The sequence below is a fragment of the Neorhizobium descurainiae genome, from assembly GCF_051400715.1.
GTDB lineage: Bacteria > Pseudomonadota > Alphaproteobacteria > Rhizobiales > Rhizobiaceae > Neorhizobium.
This window is the reverse complement of sequence record NZ_JBLFFK010000002.1, coordinates 534,419-549,739: the sequence shown is the minus strand read 5'-3', so window position 1 is coordinate 549,739 and position 15,321 is coordinate 534,419. Positions and strand designations below refer to the sequence as shown.

Here is a 15,321-nt window from a genome sequence, read left to right as displayed (position 1 = left end):
GGTATTTCCGGGCCTCGTCCCTCATCGAGGTTAGGGAGGCGCTTGCATGCTCCGTTACATTGCATTCGCCGACGATTTGTCGGCGTGGTTCGGCAAGGTGTTCGCGTGGGGGATATTCATCATGGCCTTCGGCGTCGGCTATGAGGTTGTTGCACGCTACCTCTTTCGCGCGCCGACCCCCTGGGCCTTCGATCTGAGCTACATGCTCTATGGAACGATCTTCATGATGGCGGGAGCGTATACCCTCTCGCGTGATGGCCATGTGCGCGGCGACTTCATCTACCGGCTCTGGAAACCGCGCACGCAGGCCAGGCTGGAACTGGTGTTGTACTTCATCTTCTTCTTTCCCGGTATAACCGCGCTTGTGTTCTCGGGCTGGAAATATGCCGAACGCAGTTGGCGCTACCTGGAGCTCAGTTCCAACAGTCCCGCCGGTGTGCCGATCTTCCAGTTCAAAGCCGTGATCGTCGCCGCCGGCATTCTCCTGTTCCTGCAGGGCGTTGCGCAGGTCTTCCGCTGCATTCTCTGCATAAGGACGGGCGAATGGCCGAAGCAGGCCGAAGATGTCGAAGAACTGGAAAAGGTACTGCTGGAAACAAAAAGCCTGGACGTGCTCAAGTCCGAGGACGAGGGTTTCCTTCCGTCGCGGGAACTTGACGCTGGACGTGAACCACGGGATCAGGACGCTCAATGACGGATGCACATATCGCCGTCGGGATGCTCCTCATCCTGATCCTCACCATCTTCCTCGGCTTCCCGGTGGCGTTCACCTTGATGGCTCTGGGTGTCGGCTTCGGATACTATGCCTATTTCGATGCCGGCCGCATGTGGCGCGGCTATGACCGCGCGCTCGAATCCGGCGGCGATGCCTTTACACTGGCGGAGACCTGGATCGGCGGCTTCTTCAACAACCGGATCTTCGATCTGTTCGTCAACCAGACCTACTCGGTCATCCAGAACGACGTGCTGACGGCTATCCCGCTGTTCCTGTTCATGGGCTACATCGTCGAGCGAGCCAACATCGTCGATCGGCTGTTCTCGACGCTATTCAGCGCCACGCGCCGGGTGCCCGGCTCGATGGCGGTCGCCGCCCTGGCCACCTGCACACTCTTTGCCACGGCAACCGGCATCGTCGGGGCCGTGGTGACGTTGATGGGACTGCTCGCCCTACCAGCGATGCTGAAGGCAAAGTATGACGTGCGCTACGCGACGGGCGTGATCTGCGCGGGCGGCACGCTCGGGATCCTGATCCCGCCTTCCATCCTGCTGATCGTCTATGCGGCCACCTCCGGGATCTCGGTTGTCCGAATGTATGCGGCGGCGCTCCTGCCCGGCCTCGCCCTGGCGGGGTTTTATCTCATCTATGTCGTGGTGCGAGCAATCCTGCAGCCGCAACTGGCGCCGCGGCCAACGAAAGAAGATGTGGGCGAGCACACGCCGGTCCAACTCGCCTGGATGATGCTTACATCCTTCGCGCCGCTCGCCTTTCTGATTCTTGCGGTGCTGGGTGCCATTCTCTTTGGCCTGGCAACGCCGTCGGAAGCCGCCGCAATCGGCGCATTGGGGGGGCTGGCGCTTGCTGCGGCCTATCGGGCGCTGACCTGGCAGCGACTGAAGGAGTCGGTGTATCTGACGGCGCGAACGACCGCGATGGTCTGTTGGTTGTTCGTCGGTTCGGCGACCTTCGCGTCGGTATTCGCCTATCTCGGCGGCCAACAGTTCATCAGTGACTTCGTGACCGGCCTGGACATGTCGCCGCTGATGTTCCTGATCCTGGCCCAGATCATCATCTTCATTCTCGGCTGGCCTCTGGAATGGACTGAAATCATCGTCATCTTCATCCCGATCTTCATTCCGCTGCTGCCGCATTTCGGGATCGATCCGCTGTTCTTCGGTATCCTCGTGGCAATCAACCTGCAGACGGCCTTCCTATCACCACCCATGGCGATGTCGGCATACTACTTGAAGGGCGTCTCGCCTCCGCATGTCAAACTGACCGACATCTTCCGCGGCATGATGCCGTATATGTTGATAGTCATTCTCTGCATGGTGGTCATCTATCTGTTCCCGAGCATCGTCTACATGCTCCCGAATCTACTCTATGGAGGGCAGAGATAACGCAGTGTCTGGCCCATTCCGAAAGGATAGACCGATGAACAGAAGCCGGTTTTTTGCAATATTTGCATTCGTGACGCTTGTCGCGTTCTGCGCGGTCATCCTGGCGTTTGTTCCACGGTTCGATTTGGCCGCTGCACTGCTGATCGGGATTGTCCCTGCGGGGTACGACATCTGGGATCAGCTCTTTCGGCTACGCCCGTCGAAATCGTCTGGATAGACCGCAATCGTTCAACCGCCGCCCTTTCGTGACGGCAATCCGCTGCAAAAAGCCCGTTCGTCCATCGACCTACGGGCTCTTGGCTTGGAAATTGATCACCCATGGCCTCTCCCTGTGAAAGCGAGAGGCTCCGTCGTTACGCGAACTTCCGGTTAACTCGCGTCGAGAAGGCATCGGTGCGCGGCGTCCGCGATGAGCGCCAAATCGAGCCGTACGTCATACTCGTGGTCTACGACTGCTCCGGGCCGATCCCGGACCTTCGCACCGAGGCCCCGCATGTCCGCTTTCGTGCTAGGTGTCCTCGCAGCGGACGGTCCGCCGTCCGGCCCCCGAGCGGTCGTGCGGCACGTCAAGGCGGCTACGTAAGGCTTTCGTGCCGTAGTTGATGTCCTTGGCCTGCCAGTCTGCTTCGAGATCGATTCAGGCCAGCGAAACGACATGGCAACCCGCCTGCGATCTGGTCACAGCGTTGGTCAAGGGCAAAGTTCTTTCCGGCTGGAGCCTACGACGCTGCCAACCTCCACGACATCATTCTCGACGGAGGCGACGAGCCGGTCATTCCGTCGCGTCGTCATAAGAAAATATCAGAAACAGCACGACAGGACCGCCTACCGCAATCGCTGGGGCATCGAAAGCTTCTTCGCCAAGCTCAAGCAGTGGCGGCGCATGACAACCAGATATCACAAAGCTGGCCGCCAATTACCTCAGCCTCGCGCAAAATTGCCAGCATCATGCTCGGGCTTAAATGATCTAAATCGTCACTACAACCTAAATCGTTCGGAACCTCAAAGCCGGAATATACGGAAGGTAGTTGATCGAGTCTTCAATCCGAGAGACATGGCAAACGCTGCCGTCGTCGAAGAGCGTCGCGGCACGGAAGCTGACACATGGGTTTGGGGAAGTTGTCGAAGTGGCTTTGCACGTTAGCTGTGAAAGACGTCGGCCCTGAAGCTAACGTAATCTGCCTAAATGCCGCCGCCCCGCCACACCCTCGGAGTTCTCCACAAGTTCGCCTTGATCTTTAGCTGCTTCCTATATGCTTCCTGTAGCGCATTTTCAGCTTTAGCGATCCACAGTAACTGTTTGAAAATATTGGCGCACCCGACAGGATTCGAACCTGTGACCTTTGGAATCGGAATCCAACACTCTATCCAGCTGAGCTACGGGTGCTAACCGCAAAGACGATGATGACTCGCCTTGTCCGATGGCAGGTACTTAACCCAGGATGACTGCCGCATCAATCGTCAATTTCAAAGAGCGCCAATTTCAGGGGAATGAGGGAACCCGGAGGGAAACCGGCTCCGCCCTCGCGCACTTTTTGATGGCGGCGGATCGCGAGGGGCGGGCGCGGCGCGATTTTCCAAGCCATTTTTCCAGCGATCAGGCCACTTTCATGGCGCCCGGGCCCGGTGAGGCGCCGGGCGGCACCTTGCCCAGAATGATCATGCCGAGCACCTCGTCCTTGGTGACGTCCCCGGTGCGGGCGTGGCCCACCACCTTGCCGTTCTTCATCACGAAGACGCGGTCGGCGAGGTCGAAGACGTCGTGGATGTCGTGGCTGATCAGGAAGATGCCGATCCCCTCGCGCTTCAGCTGCTTGATCAGGTCGCCCACCTGCGCCGTCTCCTGCGGTCCGAGCGCCGCCGTCGGCTCGTCCATGATCAGGATACGGGCGTCGAAGAGGATCGCGCGGGCGATCGCCACCGATTGCCGCTGGCCGCCCGAGAGCGCCTTTACCGGCTCCTTGAAGCGCCTGAAATTGGGGTTCAGGCGCCCCATCACCTCGCGGGTGCTGGCTTCCATGGCGACGTCGTCGAGCGTGCCCCATTTCGTCCTCAGCTCGCGGCCTAGATAGAGGTTGGCGGCGGCATCCACGTTGTCGGCGACGGCGAGCGTCTGGTAGATCGTCTCGATGCCGTATTTCTTGGCGTCGCGCGGATTGCGGATCTCGGCCGGCTCGCCGTTGATCAGGATATCGCCTTCGTCCCGCCTGTAGGCGCCCGAGAGAATCTTGATCAGCGTCGATTTGCCGGCGCCGTTATGGCCGAGAAGGGCCACGACCTCGCCGGGGAAAAGATCGACCGAGGCGTTCTCGACCGCGTGGATCCCGCCGAAGGAGATGGAAATGTTCTTCATTTCCACGAGCGGAGTGGTTTGTTCCGTCACGATGAAAACTCCTGTTACTTGGCCTTGGCGCGGTAGACGGTATCGAGCCAGACGGCGAGCACGAGCACGGCGCCGACGACGATGCGCTGGAAGGGCGTGTCGATGCCGAGCAGCACCATGCCGGATTGCAGCGACTGCATGAGAAGCGCGCCGAGCATGGCGCCGGCGATCGTGCCGACGCCGCCCGAAAGCGAGGTGCCGCCGATGACGGCCGCGGCGATCGTATAGAGCTCGTCGAGCTCCCCTTGCGCGTTGGTCGCGGCATTCAGGCGGGCCGTCGAGATCGCCGCGGCGATGGCGCAGAGGACGCCCATCAGGGCGAAGATCTTCACCGTCACCCAGCGGGTCTTGATGCCGGCAAGCTCCGCGGCTTCCGGGTTGCCGCCGATCGCGAAGACGTAGCGGCCGAAGCGCAGCCTCGTCGCGATGAAGGTCATGACGATGCCGACGGCGATCGCCATCAGCACCGGTACGGCGATGCCGTGGGAGATGAAGAGGCCGCCTTCCGGCCAGGCAATGCCGTTGGCTTCCGCATAACGCCGGGCGATGTTGATCGGCCAGTAATAATCGTTGGCGATCGAGACGACGCCGAGCACGATGATGCAGCCCAGTCCCGCCAGCACGTATTCGGCCCAGATCGGCCGGCGTGGGAAGTGGAAGCGCTTGCGCTGGCGGCGGCCGTTGACGATCGCCGCGACGATCGCGAGACAGGCGAGAACGCCGACGATCCAGCTCCAGGTGGCGCCGATCGAACCGTCAGTGCCGCCGCCCATCAGGCGGAAGTTGGCGTCCATCGGCGCGACCGTCTGGCCGCTCGTCACATACCAGGTGGCGCCGCGCCAGACGAGCAGGCCGCCGAGCGTGACGATGAAGGAGGGGACGTTCAAAAAGGCGATGATCGAGCCCTGAAAAGCGCCGATCAGGCCGCCGACGACGAGGCCGCCGGCAAGCGCGATCGCCCAGGTGGCGGGGTGGTTGAAGCCGAGCACCTGCGGCAGCAGCTGCGCCTGCAGAACGCCCATGATCATCCCGGTGAAGCCGAGGATGGAGCCGACGGAAAGGTCGATGTTGCGGGTGACGATGACCAGAACCATGCCGGTCGCCATGACGGCGACGGATGCGGTCTGCACCGAGAGAAACCACAGGTTCCGCGGCGTCAGGAAAAGACCGCCGGTCAGGATGTGGAAACCGACCCAGATGACCAGCAGCGCGCCGATCATGCCGAGCAGGCGCGTGTCGATCTCGGTCGCGCGGAAGAAGCGCGCGACGAGATTGCCTTCCGCGCGTCCGGTTCCTCCCGACGTCGTGGAATTGCCCGATGCCGTGGAATTCGTCGTGGAATTAATCGTGTCGGCCATGTCCTGCCGTTCTCCACCTTGTCTTGAGGCATTACGCGCGGCACTGATGCCGGCACTGCCTCCCATGACGCTTCGCCGCATCCCGGCGGCCGCATCATCTTACGCCGAAAACCGACGCCGCGGCAGACATGCTGCGGCGTCGGACTGCTTTATCGATCCGGAATGGTCCCTGCTCAGTTGCAGGCGGCGACCGTGCCGGCCTTGACGCCTTGGCAGGCTTCGGCCTTGCTGATCCAGCCGGCGTCGATGACCAGGTTCAGGTTGTCCTTAGTGATCGGCTGCGGCTTCAGGAAAACCGATTGCATCGCCTGCTTCTTCGGACCGCCGGTGAAGGTCTGGACGTTCGGGATCTCGCTCATCTTCTTGCCCGATGCGAGGGCGAGGGCGATCTCGGCGGCATTCTTGCCGAGCTCGCGGCTGTCCTTCCAGACGGAAACGGTCTGGGTGCCGAGCGCCACGCGGTTCAGTGCCGCCTTGTCGGCGTCCTGGCCGGAGACCGGAACGGAGCCCGCGAGCCCCTGGGCATCGAGCGCCGCGATCGCGCCGCCGGCGGTGCCGTCGTTGGAAGCCACGACCGCATCGACCTTGTTGTCGTTCTTGGTCAGGAACTGCTCCATGTTCCGCTGGGCGTTTTCCGGCTTCCAGCCGTCCGTATAGGCTTCGCCGACATTCTTGATCTTGCCGGCGTCGATTGCGGGTTTCAGCACTTCCATCTGGCCCGAGAACAGGAAATCCGCGTTCGGGTCTGCCGAATTGCCCTTGATGAAGACGTAATTGCCTTCCGGCTTCACCTTGAACACGCCTTCGGCCTGCATGCGGCCGACTTCCTTGTTGTCGAAGGTGATGTAGAAGGCGTCCGGGTTCTCGATCAGGCGGTCGTAGCCGACAACGGGAATGCCTTCGGCGCTCGCCTTTTCGATCGCCGGGCCGATCGCGTCGGAATCCTGGGCGAGCACGATCAGCGCATTGGCGCCCTGGGCGATCAGCGATTCGACGTCGGTGAGCTGCTTGGCGGCGGAAGACTGGGCGTCGGCGGAAATATATTTGGCGCCGGCGGCTTCGAGCGCCTTCTTGATCGCAGCTTCGTCGGTCTTCCAGCGCTCTTCCTGGAAGTTCGACCAGGAGACGCCGACGACGACCTGCTGCGCCATGGCTGCGGTATGCATGGAAACGAGGATGGCCGCGCCGGCCATCAGCTTTACGAACGATCTCATAATGTCCTCCCGAGTGACGGCGGATGGGCCACAAGCCTCCGTGCTCTCCCCCCGCCGGATGGCCTGCCGGAGAAAGCTTCCAAGCTTTTTTCTCGACAGTCGAGAAATGAGATGTCAGAGATTTGAAAGGCTGTCAATCGGCACTTGTGGAGGACAAGGCACTGCCGTATCGACAGGAGGGAGCGAGGAGGAGCGGCAAGCGGAATGCTGGCGAAATCGAGCACGGAACTGGTCCGGCAGCAGAACAGTGCGCTGGTTCTGTCGGCGCTGCGCCGCCATGGTCGGCTCGCGCATACGGAAATTTCGGATGCGACGGGTCTGGCCTCCGCCACCGTCTCCGCCATCACCGCCGATCTGGAACGGGCCCGCATCATCGAGAAGAGCGAGCAGCAGGCGGTTTCGGGCCGCGGCCGGCCGCGCGTGCTCTTCAGCCAGCGGCGCGGCTGCGGCTATCTCGTCATCGTCATCATCTCCTCCGACAGCATCCAGTATTCGCTGGTGGACTATGCCGGCACGCTGCTCGACCGTTTCGCGGAGCCGCGCGGCGAGGGGGGGACCGCGGCCTTTCTCGCCTCCGTCTCGGCGGCCCTGACCCGCGCCGTCACCCGTTCGCGCATCGATCCGGGCAGGGTGCTGCTCGTTTCGATCAGCAGCAAGGGGCTCGCGCATCCGGCCGATCCGGTGCTCGTCTGGTCGCCGGTCTTCGGCGCCCAGCCGGTGGATTTTGCCCAGGCGCCGACCGATGGCTGGTCGGCCAAGGTCATCCTCAACAACGAGACGCTGCTGGTCGCCGGCGCGCTTCTCGAACGGGAAGCGAAGAGGAAGGGCGACGGCGAGCCGGTGCTCGCGGCGCTGTCGCTTGGTCACAGCATCGGGCTCGGGATCGCTAGGCGGGGAGGCGCCGGCGTGCCGGAGATATCCGCGCCGAATTTCGGGCATATGCTGCATATGCCGAACGGCGGGCTCTGTCGCTGCGGCGCGCGCGGCTGTGTGGAGGCCTATGCGGGTTTCTACGCCATTTTGCGCACCGCCTTCGAGGTGCCGATGGATACGATCCCGGCAAAGTTCGTGCCGGTCGCGGAGATCGACAAGATCGCCACGGGCGCCCGGCAGGGCAACCGCATGGCGCAGTTCGCCTTCCGTCAGGCAGGCGTGGCGCTCGGCAACGGGCTCTCCCGGCTGTTGAGCCTGCACGGGCACATGCCGGTCTTCATCACCGGCCCGGGTACCCGGCACTACGATCTCCTGCAGGCGGGGATAGAGGAGGGGCTGTCACAGACCCAGGTCGTGCGGCTCGGCGGCATGCCGGGCCTGCTGGTCGTGCCGGACGAACCTTCGCTGGTGTTCGAGGGGCATCTCAATCTTGCGTTTTCCATCGTCGATCAGGATATAATCGCCTCGCGGCCGCATATGCAGGCGGCCGGGGAGTGACCTCATGATCGATCCGAACCATCCATTCTACGAACCGCTCTGGCGGCGGCTGCTCATCCCGGTCGTCTGCGCCGTCTGGGCGGCGTTCGAGCTTTATACCGGCGAACCGATCTGGGCGATCATCGTCGGCGCCATGGGGGTCTACGCCACCTACAAGCTGTTCATTGAAAAGCGCAAGCCGCCGACCCCGAAGCCGCTGGACGAGAAACAGGAATAGCGCATGCCGCCCGAAAACGGTCGCCGGTTTTGGGATAACCACATGCGAAAAAAGTCCTGATTACCGCCAGAAAAGCCCCTTGATCGCCGTATCGATCAAAAGATTGGCGGTCTTCATGCGGATGTTGGCGTTCTCCCGAAATTCAGGAGCGACGCCGTCCGGGTGATTGGCCTTGGCGAACCGGCGTCGCTTTTCGGCGAGTGTGGCTTCAGTGTCGGTTGCGGTGATTGCAAGCTCGCCGGCGATTTCCTCCACCGTCAGCCGAAGCAGGTGAGGGGGGATCGGGGGCGCCGCCGCAGGCTCTTCCTCGTCGGGTGCGGGTTGTTCCAGCTCAGGTAGTTCGGGCAGAAAGGCGAAATAGGCTTCGGTATCGCCTGCCGCCGAAGGCCCTTCATTCGTCGGCGCGACGAAACCCAGGCCAAGCCCCTTGATGCGGAAGCCCGTCTCGGTTCCTTCGGCCACCTCCTCGTCCTGTTCTTCCCTCAAGCGCGTCAGCACCGACTGGAAGACCGATTGTCCGAACAGCATGCCTCACCCTCTTGTCGTGAGGCGGGAGGAGAACATGCGGAGGTGGTGCAGGGCTTGCGGCTATTGAATGAGACGGAAAGTGACTATATTTAGGTATATGTGTACAGGAGATGTGGTCATGAAGTCGAAAACCGTTGCCGCAGCGGAGTTCAAGGCAACTTGCCTGCGCCTTATCGACGAGATGAATGAAGATGGTCAGCCGATTACGATTACCAAGCGTGGAAAGCCGGTTGCCGTGCTGACGCCCGTGCGGAAAGACAATGCTATCAAGCCGCTTTGGGGGCTGATGGAAGGGACGGTTTCCCGCTACGATGACCCCTTCGCGCCGGCGATCGACCCCGGCGAGTGGGACGCTTACAAATGATCCTGATCGACACCCATGTGCTGGTATGGATTACTAGCCGCAATCCAAAGCTTGGGTCCCGTGCAAGGGACATGCTCGACACCGGTGATGCAGGAGAGGTGTTTGTTTCAGCAATTACCCCGTGGGAAATCGCGCTCTTGGATAAAAAAGGCCGTCTGCCATTGGGTATGGAGGTGTCACGATGGCTCGATGAAGTGCTCGGGCATCCGCGTATAAAATTGATTCCGTTGGAGCCTGCTATTGCGGTTGAAAGTGTTAGATTGCCCGGCGACTTCCACAATGATCCGGCGGATAGGATCATTGTGGCTACGGCGCGCCATCTCAGCGTACCGCTGTTCACCGCCGATGAGGCTATTCTTGCTTACGCTGCGCACGGTTATCTTAGCGTAGTCGACGCTACGGCTTAGTTATTCCTATGACTGGCTTTGGCTTTGACCGTTCTGGCTTTGCGTCTGCCCTGCCGATACGGTCAATGACACTTTGAGATTCTCTCCGAAGCTTCCGCGTGTCGGGCCGATGCGCATGCCCGAGACCGGCGCGCAGTCGCGGTAGCAGAGGCCGGAGGCGATCCGCACGTAACGGTCGTCGGGGCAGATCTTGTTCGCCGCGTCGAAACCGACCCAGCCGAGCCCGGGCAGATGCGCTTCCGCCCAGGCATGGGTCGCCACCTGCTCGGTCGTCCCCTCCATCAACAGATAGCCGGAGACATAGCGGGCGGGAATGTCGAGTAGCCGGGCGGCGGAAACGAAGATATGCGCATGGTCCTGACACACGCCGGTCTTCGCGGAAAGCGCCTCTTCGGCACTCGTCTCGGTGTCCGTCGTGCCGGGCGTATAGGCGACCGCCTCGTGGATCGCCTCCATCAGCGCATGCATCTGGGCGAGTTCGCTGTCGCCTTTAAGACTTCTTGCCAATTCCTTGATAAGCTTTCCAGGTTTCGTCCGCGAGGTCTCGCGCAGGAAGAGCCAGAGCGGGCAGAAGCCCTGATGCGGGCCGTAGACGCCGGCGCGGTCCTCTGTCTCCACCTCGCCGGAGGCCACGATGCGGATCGTGTGCTCCGCGCCTTCCACGGAGACGAGTTCCGTGCGGTTGCCGTACTGGTCCGCATAGCCCGCTTCGATTCTGGCGCCGTCGACCGTGATCGCCCAGTTCAGCACCTTCTGGCCCGGTCCGTCGACCGGGGTCAGCCTGAGGCGCTGCAGCGAATAGGGCACCGGTTCGTCATAGAGATACTCGGTCGTGTGGGAAATTTTCAGCCGCATGTGCGTCTTTCTGCCAGTCTCTGGCCTACTGATAGAAACGGTAGCCTTCGGAAATCTCGACGCTGAGCTGGTTGTTGCGGCTGACGAAATCTTCGAGGAATTCGTGCAGGCCGTGGTCCATGATGTCGGCGATCGTGCCGCGCTTGAGAATGGAGTGGATGGCATCAGCCGTCCCATGCGCCTTCAGCCGTTCGCCATAGGTTTCGGCGAGATAGCCGAGATTGCTGACGATCTTCTCGTAGCAATAGGCGAGAGAGCGGGGCATCTGCACCTTGAGGATCAGGAAGTCGGCGATATTGGCGGCCTGGTACTCCCCGTCATAGACCCAGCCGTAGGAGCGCTGCGCCGAAACGGAGCGCAGGATCGATTCCCACTGCATGTTGTCGAGCGCCGAGCCCACCTGGCTCACCGACGGCAAGAGCACGTAATATTTCACGTCGAGGATGCGGCTCGTATTGTCGGCCCGCTCGATGAAGGTGCCGATGCGCGAGAAATTGTAGAGGTCGTTCCTGAGCATCGAGCCGTGAAAGGCGCCGCGGATCAGTCCGCAGCGATGCTTGATGACGTCGATCAGTTCGGGCAGGTCGGCGGGTTTCAGCTTGCGGGCAAGCCCGGCCTTCAAGTCGATCCAGGCCTCGTTGGTGGCTTCCCAGGTCTCGCGGGTCAGGGCCGTGCGCACCATGCGGGCGTTGTTGCGGCCCCACTCGATGCAGGACATGACGCTCGACGGATTGGACCGGTCGCGCAGCAGGTAGTCGATCGCGTCCACCGCCGTCAGTTCGGCATGCACTTCCGAATAGGCCTCGCGCACGCCGGCGCTTTCGAGCACGCCGTGCCAGTCCTCGTCGGAGGAGCCGGCGCGGGTCAGCGAGACGCGCAGGCCGGCATCGACGAGGCGGGCGATGTTCTCGGCCCTCTCGATGTAGCGGAACATCCAATAGAGGCCGTTTGCAGTTCTTCCGAGCATATGACTACGACCTCAATCTTCCAGGACCCAGGTGTCCTTGGTGCCGCCGCCCTGGCTGGAATTGACCACCAATGATCCCTGTTTCAGCGCCACGCGGGTCAAGCCGCCGGGAATGATCTTCACCTTGTCGGAGACGAGCACATAGGGCCTGAGGTCGACATGCCGCGGCGCGATGCCCTTGTTGACGAAGATCGGCACGGTGGAAAGGGCGAGCGTCGGCTGGGCGATGTAGTTGCCCGGCTTGGCTGCGAGTTTTTCCGCGAAATCGGCGCGCTCCTTCTTGGTCGCGGTCGGGCCGACCAGCATGCCGTAGCCGCCGGAACCGTGCACCTCCTTGATGACGAGCTCCTCGATATGCTCCAGCACGTATTTGAGGCTTTGGGGTTCCGAACAGCGCCAGGTCGGCACGTTCTCGAGCAATGCCTTGCGGCCGGTGTAGAACTCGACGATCTCCGGCATGTAGGAATAGATCGCCTTGTCGTCAGAAATGCCGGTCCCGGGCGCGTTGGCGATGGTGATGTTGCCGGCGCGGTAGACGTCCATGATGCCGGGGATGCCGAGCGCCGAATCCGGCCGGAAGGTCAGCGGATCGAGGAAATCGTCGTCGACGCGGCGGTAGAGCACGTCGATCGCCTCGTAGCCGCGGGTTGTGCGCATCTTCACGCGCCCGTCGATGACGCGCAGGTCGCCGCCTTCCACCAGCTCGACGCCCATCTGGTCGGCGAGGAAGGAATGTTCGTAATAGGCGGAATTGTAGATACCCGGCGTCAGCACCGCGACGCGCGGCTTGCCCTTGCAGCCGGGCGGCGCCAGCGAGGCGAGCGACTGGCGCAGCAGGCGGGGATAGTCCTCGACGCGCTGCACCTTGTTCAGCGCGAAGAGTTCCGGGAACATCTGCATCATGGTTTCCCGGTTTTCCAGCATGTAGGAAACGCCGGAAGGCGTGCGGGCATTGTCCTCCAGCACGTAGAACTGGTCCTCGCCGGTGCGCACGATATCGGTGCCGACGATATGGGTGTAGACGCCGCCCGGCGGCTTGAAGCCGATCATCTCCGGCAGGAAGGCGGTATTCTTCTCGATCAGTTCGCGGGGTACGCGCCCCGCCTTGATGATCTCCTGCTTGTGGTAGATGTCGTCGAGGAAGGCGTTCAGCGCCAGAACCCGCTGCTCAATGCCCTGGGCCAGCTTGCGCCATTCGCGGCCGGAGATGATGCGGGGAATGATATCGAAGGGGATGAGCTTTTCGGAACTGTCCGCGTGTCCGTAGACCGCGAAGGTGATGCCCGTCTTTCTGAAGATGTTTTCCGCGTCCTGGGTTTTGCGGAGCAGGTGGGCCGCATCCTGGCCCGTGTACCACTCGTGGTAGGTCTTGTATGGCGGTCGCGGAAGATTTTCCGTGGTCAACATTTCATCAAATGCCAAAGGCGCGTTCCCCGGTTTTTCGACCATAAGAGTACAACGCAGATAGCAATGCAAGAACCGTGCACAGTTGCCTGCGCAAATTCCGGCGTGTCGAAAAACTCGCCCCCCGGACGTAAATGCACCGCTGTCGGCGGCGCGGGCATCCTGCCTTCGAACGGCATGATCCTTTCTCTGCCTTCAAAACCATCAACTGCCCAAGTGCTGTTCAAGCGGCGTTCAACGTTGCGATCAGTTTTTCTGCTTTGACCATCAATCCCGCCGGGCATAGAGAAACGCGACCTGTCTCCCGCAGAATCGGCCGGAAATCCCCTCATGCTCGATCGCCTGGCTCCGGCCCTCTTCGTCTTCCTCTGGTCCACGGGCTGGATCGTCGCGAAATATGCGGCCCCCCATGCCGATCCGATAACCTTCCTGGCGGCCCGGCATGCGCTGGCCGCGGCCGCCTTCTTCATCGTCTGTCTGATCGTGGGGGCGAAGTGGCCAAGGAGCCGAGGGCAGATCGGCCATGCGATCATCTCCGGCGTCTTCCTGCACGGGTTTTATCTCGCCGGCGTCTGGTATGCGATCGGGCAGGGCGTGCCGGCGGGCCTCTCCGGCATCATCGCGGGGCTTCAGCCGCTGCTGACGGCCATGGTCGCACCGCTGTTCCTCGGCGAGCGTCTCCGGCCGGCGCAGAAGCTCGGCCTGGCGCTCGGCTTCGCGGGCATCCTGCTCGCGATTTCGCCGCAGCTTCTCGACGTTTTCGACCGCGGCCTGGCGGGGCTCGGCTTTCCGGTGATCATCAATCTGGTGGCCATGACCTCCGTCACCTACGGAACGCTTTACCAGAAGCGGCACCTGCAGGAAGGTGACCTCTTCTCGATCGCCACGCTGCAATTCGTCGGCGCGCTGATCGTCACGATCCCGCTTGCGCTGGCGCTCGAAAACCTGCGTTTCGACTGGACGCATGAGGCCGTGTTCGCCATGGCCTGGTCGGTCTTCGGCCTGTCCATGGGTGCGGTCGGCCTGCTCCTTTATCTCATCCGCCGCGGACAGGTGTCGCGGGCAGCCTCGCTCATCTACCTCATGCCGCCGGTCGTGGCGATCGAGGCGGCGATCCTCTTCGGCGAGCCGTTGACGCTGCCGATGATCGTCGGCACCGTCATCGTCGTGGCGGGCGTCTACATGGTGAACAGGAAGGCGAAAACGGAAGCGGCCGGGTAGGGCGCTCTGCCAAGGCCGCGGACCACGAATGGAGACCGGGTTCATGCCGCCATATCCGCCAATCGATCACGGCGCGTGGTCCGCCTGGCACCCGGCCGAACTCGCGCGCCGGCTGAGCGCCATGTCGAAGCCCTGGTGCGTGGTCGGAGGCTGGGCTCTCGACCTCTGGCACGGGTACGAGACCCGCCGGCACGAGGACCTCGAATTCACCATCCTGCGGAGTGATTTCAGTGCCTTCCGCCGCTCCCTCGAGGGCATGCGGTTCTACACGGTCGGGAACGGCATCGTGGAGTATCTGCCTCCGGATGCAGAGCCGCCGACGCATATCTGGCAGATATGGTGCCAGGACATCGCGGAAGGACGCTGGCGGGTGGATATGATGATCGAGCCGGGAACGCCGGACACCTGGATCTGCAAGAGAGATGCATCCATTGCTCTGCCCCGTGCGGAGATGGTCGGCAAGACTGCCGAAGGCATTCCCTATCTCAAGCCCGCCGCGATCCTCCTGTTCAAGGCGAAGTATCGGCGCCCGAAGGATGAGGCCGATTTCGAAAATGCGTCTGCGAAGCTGACAGCGGCGGAGCGGGACTGGCTGAGAGCTTGTCTCGACCTGCTCCATCCCGCCCACGACTGGGCGAAAAGGCTTCGCCGGCATTCCGAAAACGAAAACGGCCGGGTCTGACCCCGGCCGCCAGATTGCTGACGAAGGCGAGAACTTCTCTTCCGTCATGCTCGGGCCTGTCCCGAGCATCTGCAAACCATTGATATTTATAGATCCTCGGCACAAGGCCGAGGATGACGCCGAGTAAGACGGAGGTTCGTCAACAGGCTGACGGCCGGGTCTGAACCCGGCC

At 62.0% G+C, this 15,321-nt stretch carries 16 protein-coding genes, 1 tRNA gene and 1 pseudogene; 9 read left to right on the top strand and 9 right to left on the bottom strand.

Annotated elements, in window-relative coordinates:
- Positions 1 to 46: 46 nt before the first annotated feature.
- The 3 genes and pseudogenes from ACMGE0_RS06290 to ACMGE0_RS06280 all read left to right on the top strand — a co-directional run.
- Complete coding sequence (locus ACMGE0_RS06290; RefSeq protein WP_436814995.1) at positions 47 to 694, top strand: TRAP transporter small permease subunit; 648 nt, start codon at positions 47 to 49, stop codon at positions 692 to 694.
- Positions 691 to 2,118, top strand: coding sequence for a TRAP transporter large permease (locus tag ACMGE0_RS06285; RefSeq protein WP_436814994.1), 1,428 nt, complete (start codon positions 691 to 693; stop codon positions 2,116 to 2,118). Before ACMGE0_RS06290 ends, ACMGE0_RS06285 begins: the two co-directional genes overlap by 4 nt.
- 592 nt (positions 2,119 to 2,710) lie before the next feature.
- A pseudogene (locus tag ACMGE0_RS06280) lies at positions 2,711 to 3,084 on the top strand (transposase); the annotation flags it as partial.
- Positions 3,085 to 3,428: 344 nt separating this feature from the next.
- Here ACMGE0_RS06280 and ACMGE0_RS06275 read toward each other — a convergent pair.
- From ACMGE0_RS06275 to xylF, 4 genes are all read right to left on the bottom strand, one after another.
- Positions 3,429 to 3,505: transfer RNA gene (locus ACMGE0_RS06275), tRNA-Arg, on the bottom strand.
- A 210-nt stretch (positions 3,506 to 3,715) separates the two neighbouring features.
- A complete protein-coding gene (locus ACMGE0_RS06270) occupies positions 3,716 to 4,501 on the bottom strand; it encodes an ATP-binding cassette domain-containing protein (RefSeq protein WP_436814993.1) in 786 nt (261 codons plus the stop codon).
- A 14-nt stretch (positions 4,502 to 4,515) separates the two neighbouring features.
- Positions 4,516 to 5,859, bottom strand: a complete 1,344-nt coding sequence (locus ACMGE0_RS06265; protein ID WP_436814992.1) for a sugar ABC transporter permease — start codon at positions 5,857 to 5,859, stop codon at positions 4,516 to 4,518.
- A gap of 173 nt (positions 5,860 to 6,032) precedes the next feature.
- Entirely contained in the window at positions 6,033 to 7,073 is a 1,041-nt protein-coding gene (xylF, locus tag ACMGE0_RS06260) for a D-xylose ABC transporter substrate-binding protein (RefSeq protein WP_436814991.1), read from the bottom strand.
- 204 nt (positions 7,074 to 7,277) lie between these two features.
- Here xylF and ACMGE0_RS06255 point away from each other — a divergent pair, with 204 nt between their 5' ends.
- Complete coding sequence (locus ACMGE0_RS06255; protein ID WP_436814990.1) at positions 7,278 to 8,504, top strand: ROK family transcriptional regulator; 1,227 nt, start codon at positions 7,278 to 7,280, stop codon at positions 8,502 to 8,504.
- Between the two features lie 4 nt (positions 8,505 to 8,508).
- Positions 8,509 to 8,721 (top strand): DUF3329 domain-containing protein, encoded by a 213-nt coding sequence (locus ACMGE0_RS06250; protein WP_436814989.1) that lies wholly within the window; start codon positions 8,509 to 8,511, stop codon positions 8,719 to 8,721.
- A 60-nt stretch (positions 8,722 to 8,781) separates the two neighbouring features.
- Here the strand turns inward: ACMGE0_RS06250 and ACMGE0_RS06245 are convergent, their stop codons facing one another.
- The gene (locus tag ACMGE0_RS06245) at positions 8,782 to 9,249 is read right to left on the bottom strand and encodes a hypothetical protein (RefSeq protein WP_436814988.1); all 468 of its coding nucleotides are present in this window, start codon (positions 9,247 to 9,249) and stop codon (positions 8,782 to 8,784) included.
- A 118-nt stretch (positions 9,250 to 9,367) separates the two neighbouring features.
- Here ACMGE0_RS06245 and ACMGE0_RS06240 point away from each other — a divergent pair, with 118 nt between their 5' ends.
- Positions 9,368 to 9,613 carry a type II toxin-antitoxin system Phd/YefM family antitoxin gene (locus ACMGE0_RS06240; protein WP_436814987.1) on the top strand — a complete coding sequence of 82 codons (246 nt, stop codon included), beginning with the start codon at positions 9,368 to 9,370 and terminating at the stop codon, positions 9,611 to 9,613.
- On the top strand, positions 9,610 to 10,020 hold the full coding sequence (locus ACMGE0_RS06235; RefSeq protein ID WP_436814986.1) for a type II toxin-antitoxin system VapC family toxin: 411 nt from the start codon (positions 9,610 to 9,612) through the stop codon (positions 10,018 to 10,020). Before ACMGE0_RS06240 ends, ACMGE0_RS06235 begins: the two co-directional genes overlap by 4 nt.
- 6 nt (positions 10,021 to 10,026) lie before the next feature.
- Here the strand turns inward: ACMGE0_RS06235 and ACMGE0_RS06230 are convergent, their stop codons facing one another.
- From ACMGE0_RS06230 to ACMGE0_RS06215, 4 genes are read right to left on the bottom strand one after another with little or no spacing between them, the layout of a single operon-like run.
- Complete coding sequence (locus tag ACMGE0_RS06230) at positions 10,027 to 10,875, bottom strand: transglutaminase family protein (RefSeq protein ID WP_436814985.1); 849 nt, start codon at positions 10,873 to 10,875, stop codon at positions 10,027 to 10,029.
- A gap of 25 nt (positions 10,876 to 10,900) precedes the next feature.
- Positions 10,901 to 11,842 (bottom strand): alpha-E domain-containing protein, encoded by a 942-nt coding sequence (locus ACMGE0_RS06225; protein WP_436814984.1) that lies wholly within the window; start codon positions 11,840 to 11,842, stop codon positions 10,901 to 10,903.
- 12 nt (positions 11,843 to 11,854) lie between these two features.
- Positions 11,855 to 13,264, bottom strand: coding sequence for a circularly permuted type 2 ATP-grasp protein (locus ACMGE0_RS06220; protein ID WP_436814983.1), 1,410 nt, complete (start codon positions 13,262 to 13,264; stop codon positions 11,855 to 11,857).
- Positions 13,243 to 13,578: a hypothetical protein gene (locus tag ACMGE0_RS06215; protein ID WP_436814982.1), complete on the bottom strand. Its 336-nt coding sequence runs from the start codon at positions 13,576 to 13,578 to the stop codon at positions 13,243 to 13,245. Before ACMGE0_RS06215 ends, ACMGE0_RS06220 begins: the two co-directional genes overlap by 22 nt.
- Here ACMGE0_RS06215 and ACMGE0_RS06210 point away from each other — a divergent pair.
- Together ACMGE0_RS06210 and ACMGE0_RS06205 are read left to right on the top strand one after the other, a co-directional pair.
- The gene (locus ACMGE0_RS06210; RefSeq protein WP_436814981.1) at positions 13,577 to 14,467 is read left to right on the top strand and encodes a DMT family transporter; all 891 of its coding nucleotides are present in this window, start codon (positions 13,577 to 13,579) and stop codon (positions 14,465 to 14,467) included. The two genes, ACMGE0_RS06215 and ACMGE0_RS06210, sit on opposite strands and share 2 nt — an antisense overlap.
- Before the next feature lie 43 nt (positions 14,468 to 14,510).
- On the top strand, positions 14,511 to 15,149 hold the full coding sequence (locus ACMGE0_RS06205) for a nucleotidyltransferase domain-containing protein (protein WP_436814980.1): 639 nt from the start codon (positions 14,511 to 14,513) through the stop codon (positions 15,147 to 15,149).
- Positions 15,150 to 15,321: the final 172 nt, after the last annotated feature.

Excerpts from the sequence above, each read along its gene's own strand:
- ACMGE0_RS06285 (WP_436814994.1), top strand. The coding sequence starts at position 691 with ATGACGGATGCACATATCGCCGTCGGGATGCTCCTCATCCTGATCCTC.
- ACMGE0_RS06205 (WP_436814980.1), top strand. The coding sequence starts at position 14,511 with ATGCCGCCATATCCGCCAATCGATCACGGCGCGTGGTCCGCCTGGCAC.
- ACMGE0_RS06215 (WP_436814982.1), bottom strand. The coding sequence starts at position 13,578 with ATGAGGGGATTTCCGGCCGATTCTGCGGGAGACAGGTCGCGTTTCTCT.
- ACMGE0_RS06240 (WP_436814987.1), top strand. The coding sequence starts at position 9,368 with ATGAAGTCGAAAACCGTTGCCGCAGCGGAGTTCAAGGCAACTTGCCTG.
- ACMGE0_RS06210 (WP_436814981.1), top strand. The coding sequence starts at position 13,577 with ATGCTCGATCGCCTGGCTCCGGCCCTCTTCGTCTTCCTCTGGTCCACG.
- ACMGE0_RS06265 (WP_436814992.1), bottom strand. The coding sequence starts at position 5,859 with ATGGCCGACACGATTAATTCCACGACGAATTCCACGGCATCGGGCAAT.
- ACMGE0_RS06255 (WP_436814990.1), top strand. The coding sequence starts at position 7,278 with ATGCTGGCGAAATCGAGCACGGAACTGGTCCGGCAGCAGAACAGTGCG.
- ACMGE0_RS06225 (WP_436814984.1), bottom strand. The coding sequence starts at position 11,842 with ATGCTCGGAAGAACTGCAAACGGCCTCTATTGGATGTTCCGCTACATC.
- ACMGE0_RS06290 (WP_436814995.1), top strand. The coding sequence starts at position 47 with ATGCTCCGTTACATTGCATTCGCCGACGATTTGTCGGCGTGGTTCGGC.
- ACMGE0_RS06245 (WP_436814988.1), bottom strand. The coding sequence starts at position 9,249 with ATGCTGTTCGGACAATCGGTCTTCCAGTCGGTGCTGACGCGCTTGAGG.
- ACMGE0_RS06235 (WP_436814986.1), top strand. The coding sequence starts at position 9,610 with ATGATCCTGATCGACACCCATGTGCTGGTATGGATTACTAGCCGCAAT.
- xylF (WP_436814991.1), bottom strand. The coding sequence starts at position 7,073 with ATGAGATCGTTCGTAAAGCTGATGGCCGGCGCGGCCATCCTCGTTTCC.
- ACMGE0_RS06230 (WP_436814985.1), bottom strand. The coding sequence starts at position 10,875 with ATGCGGCTGAAAATTTCCCACACGACCGAGTATCTCTATGACGAACCG.
- ACMGE0_RS06250 (WP_436814989.1), top strand. The coding sequence starts at position 8,509 with ATGATCGATCCGAACCATCCATTCTACGAACCGCTCTGGCGGCGGCTG.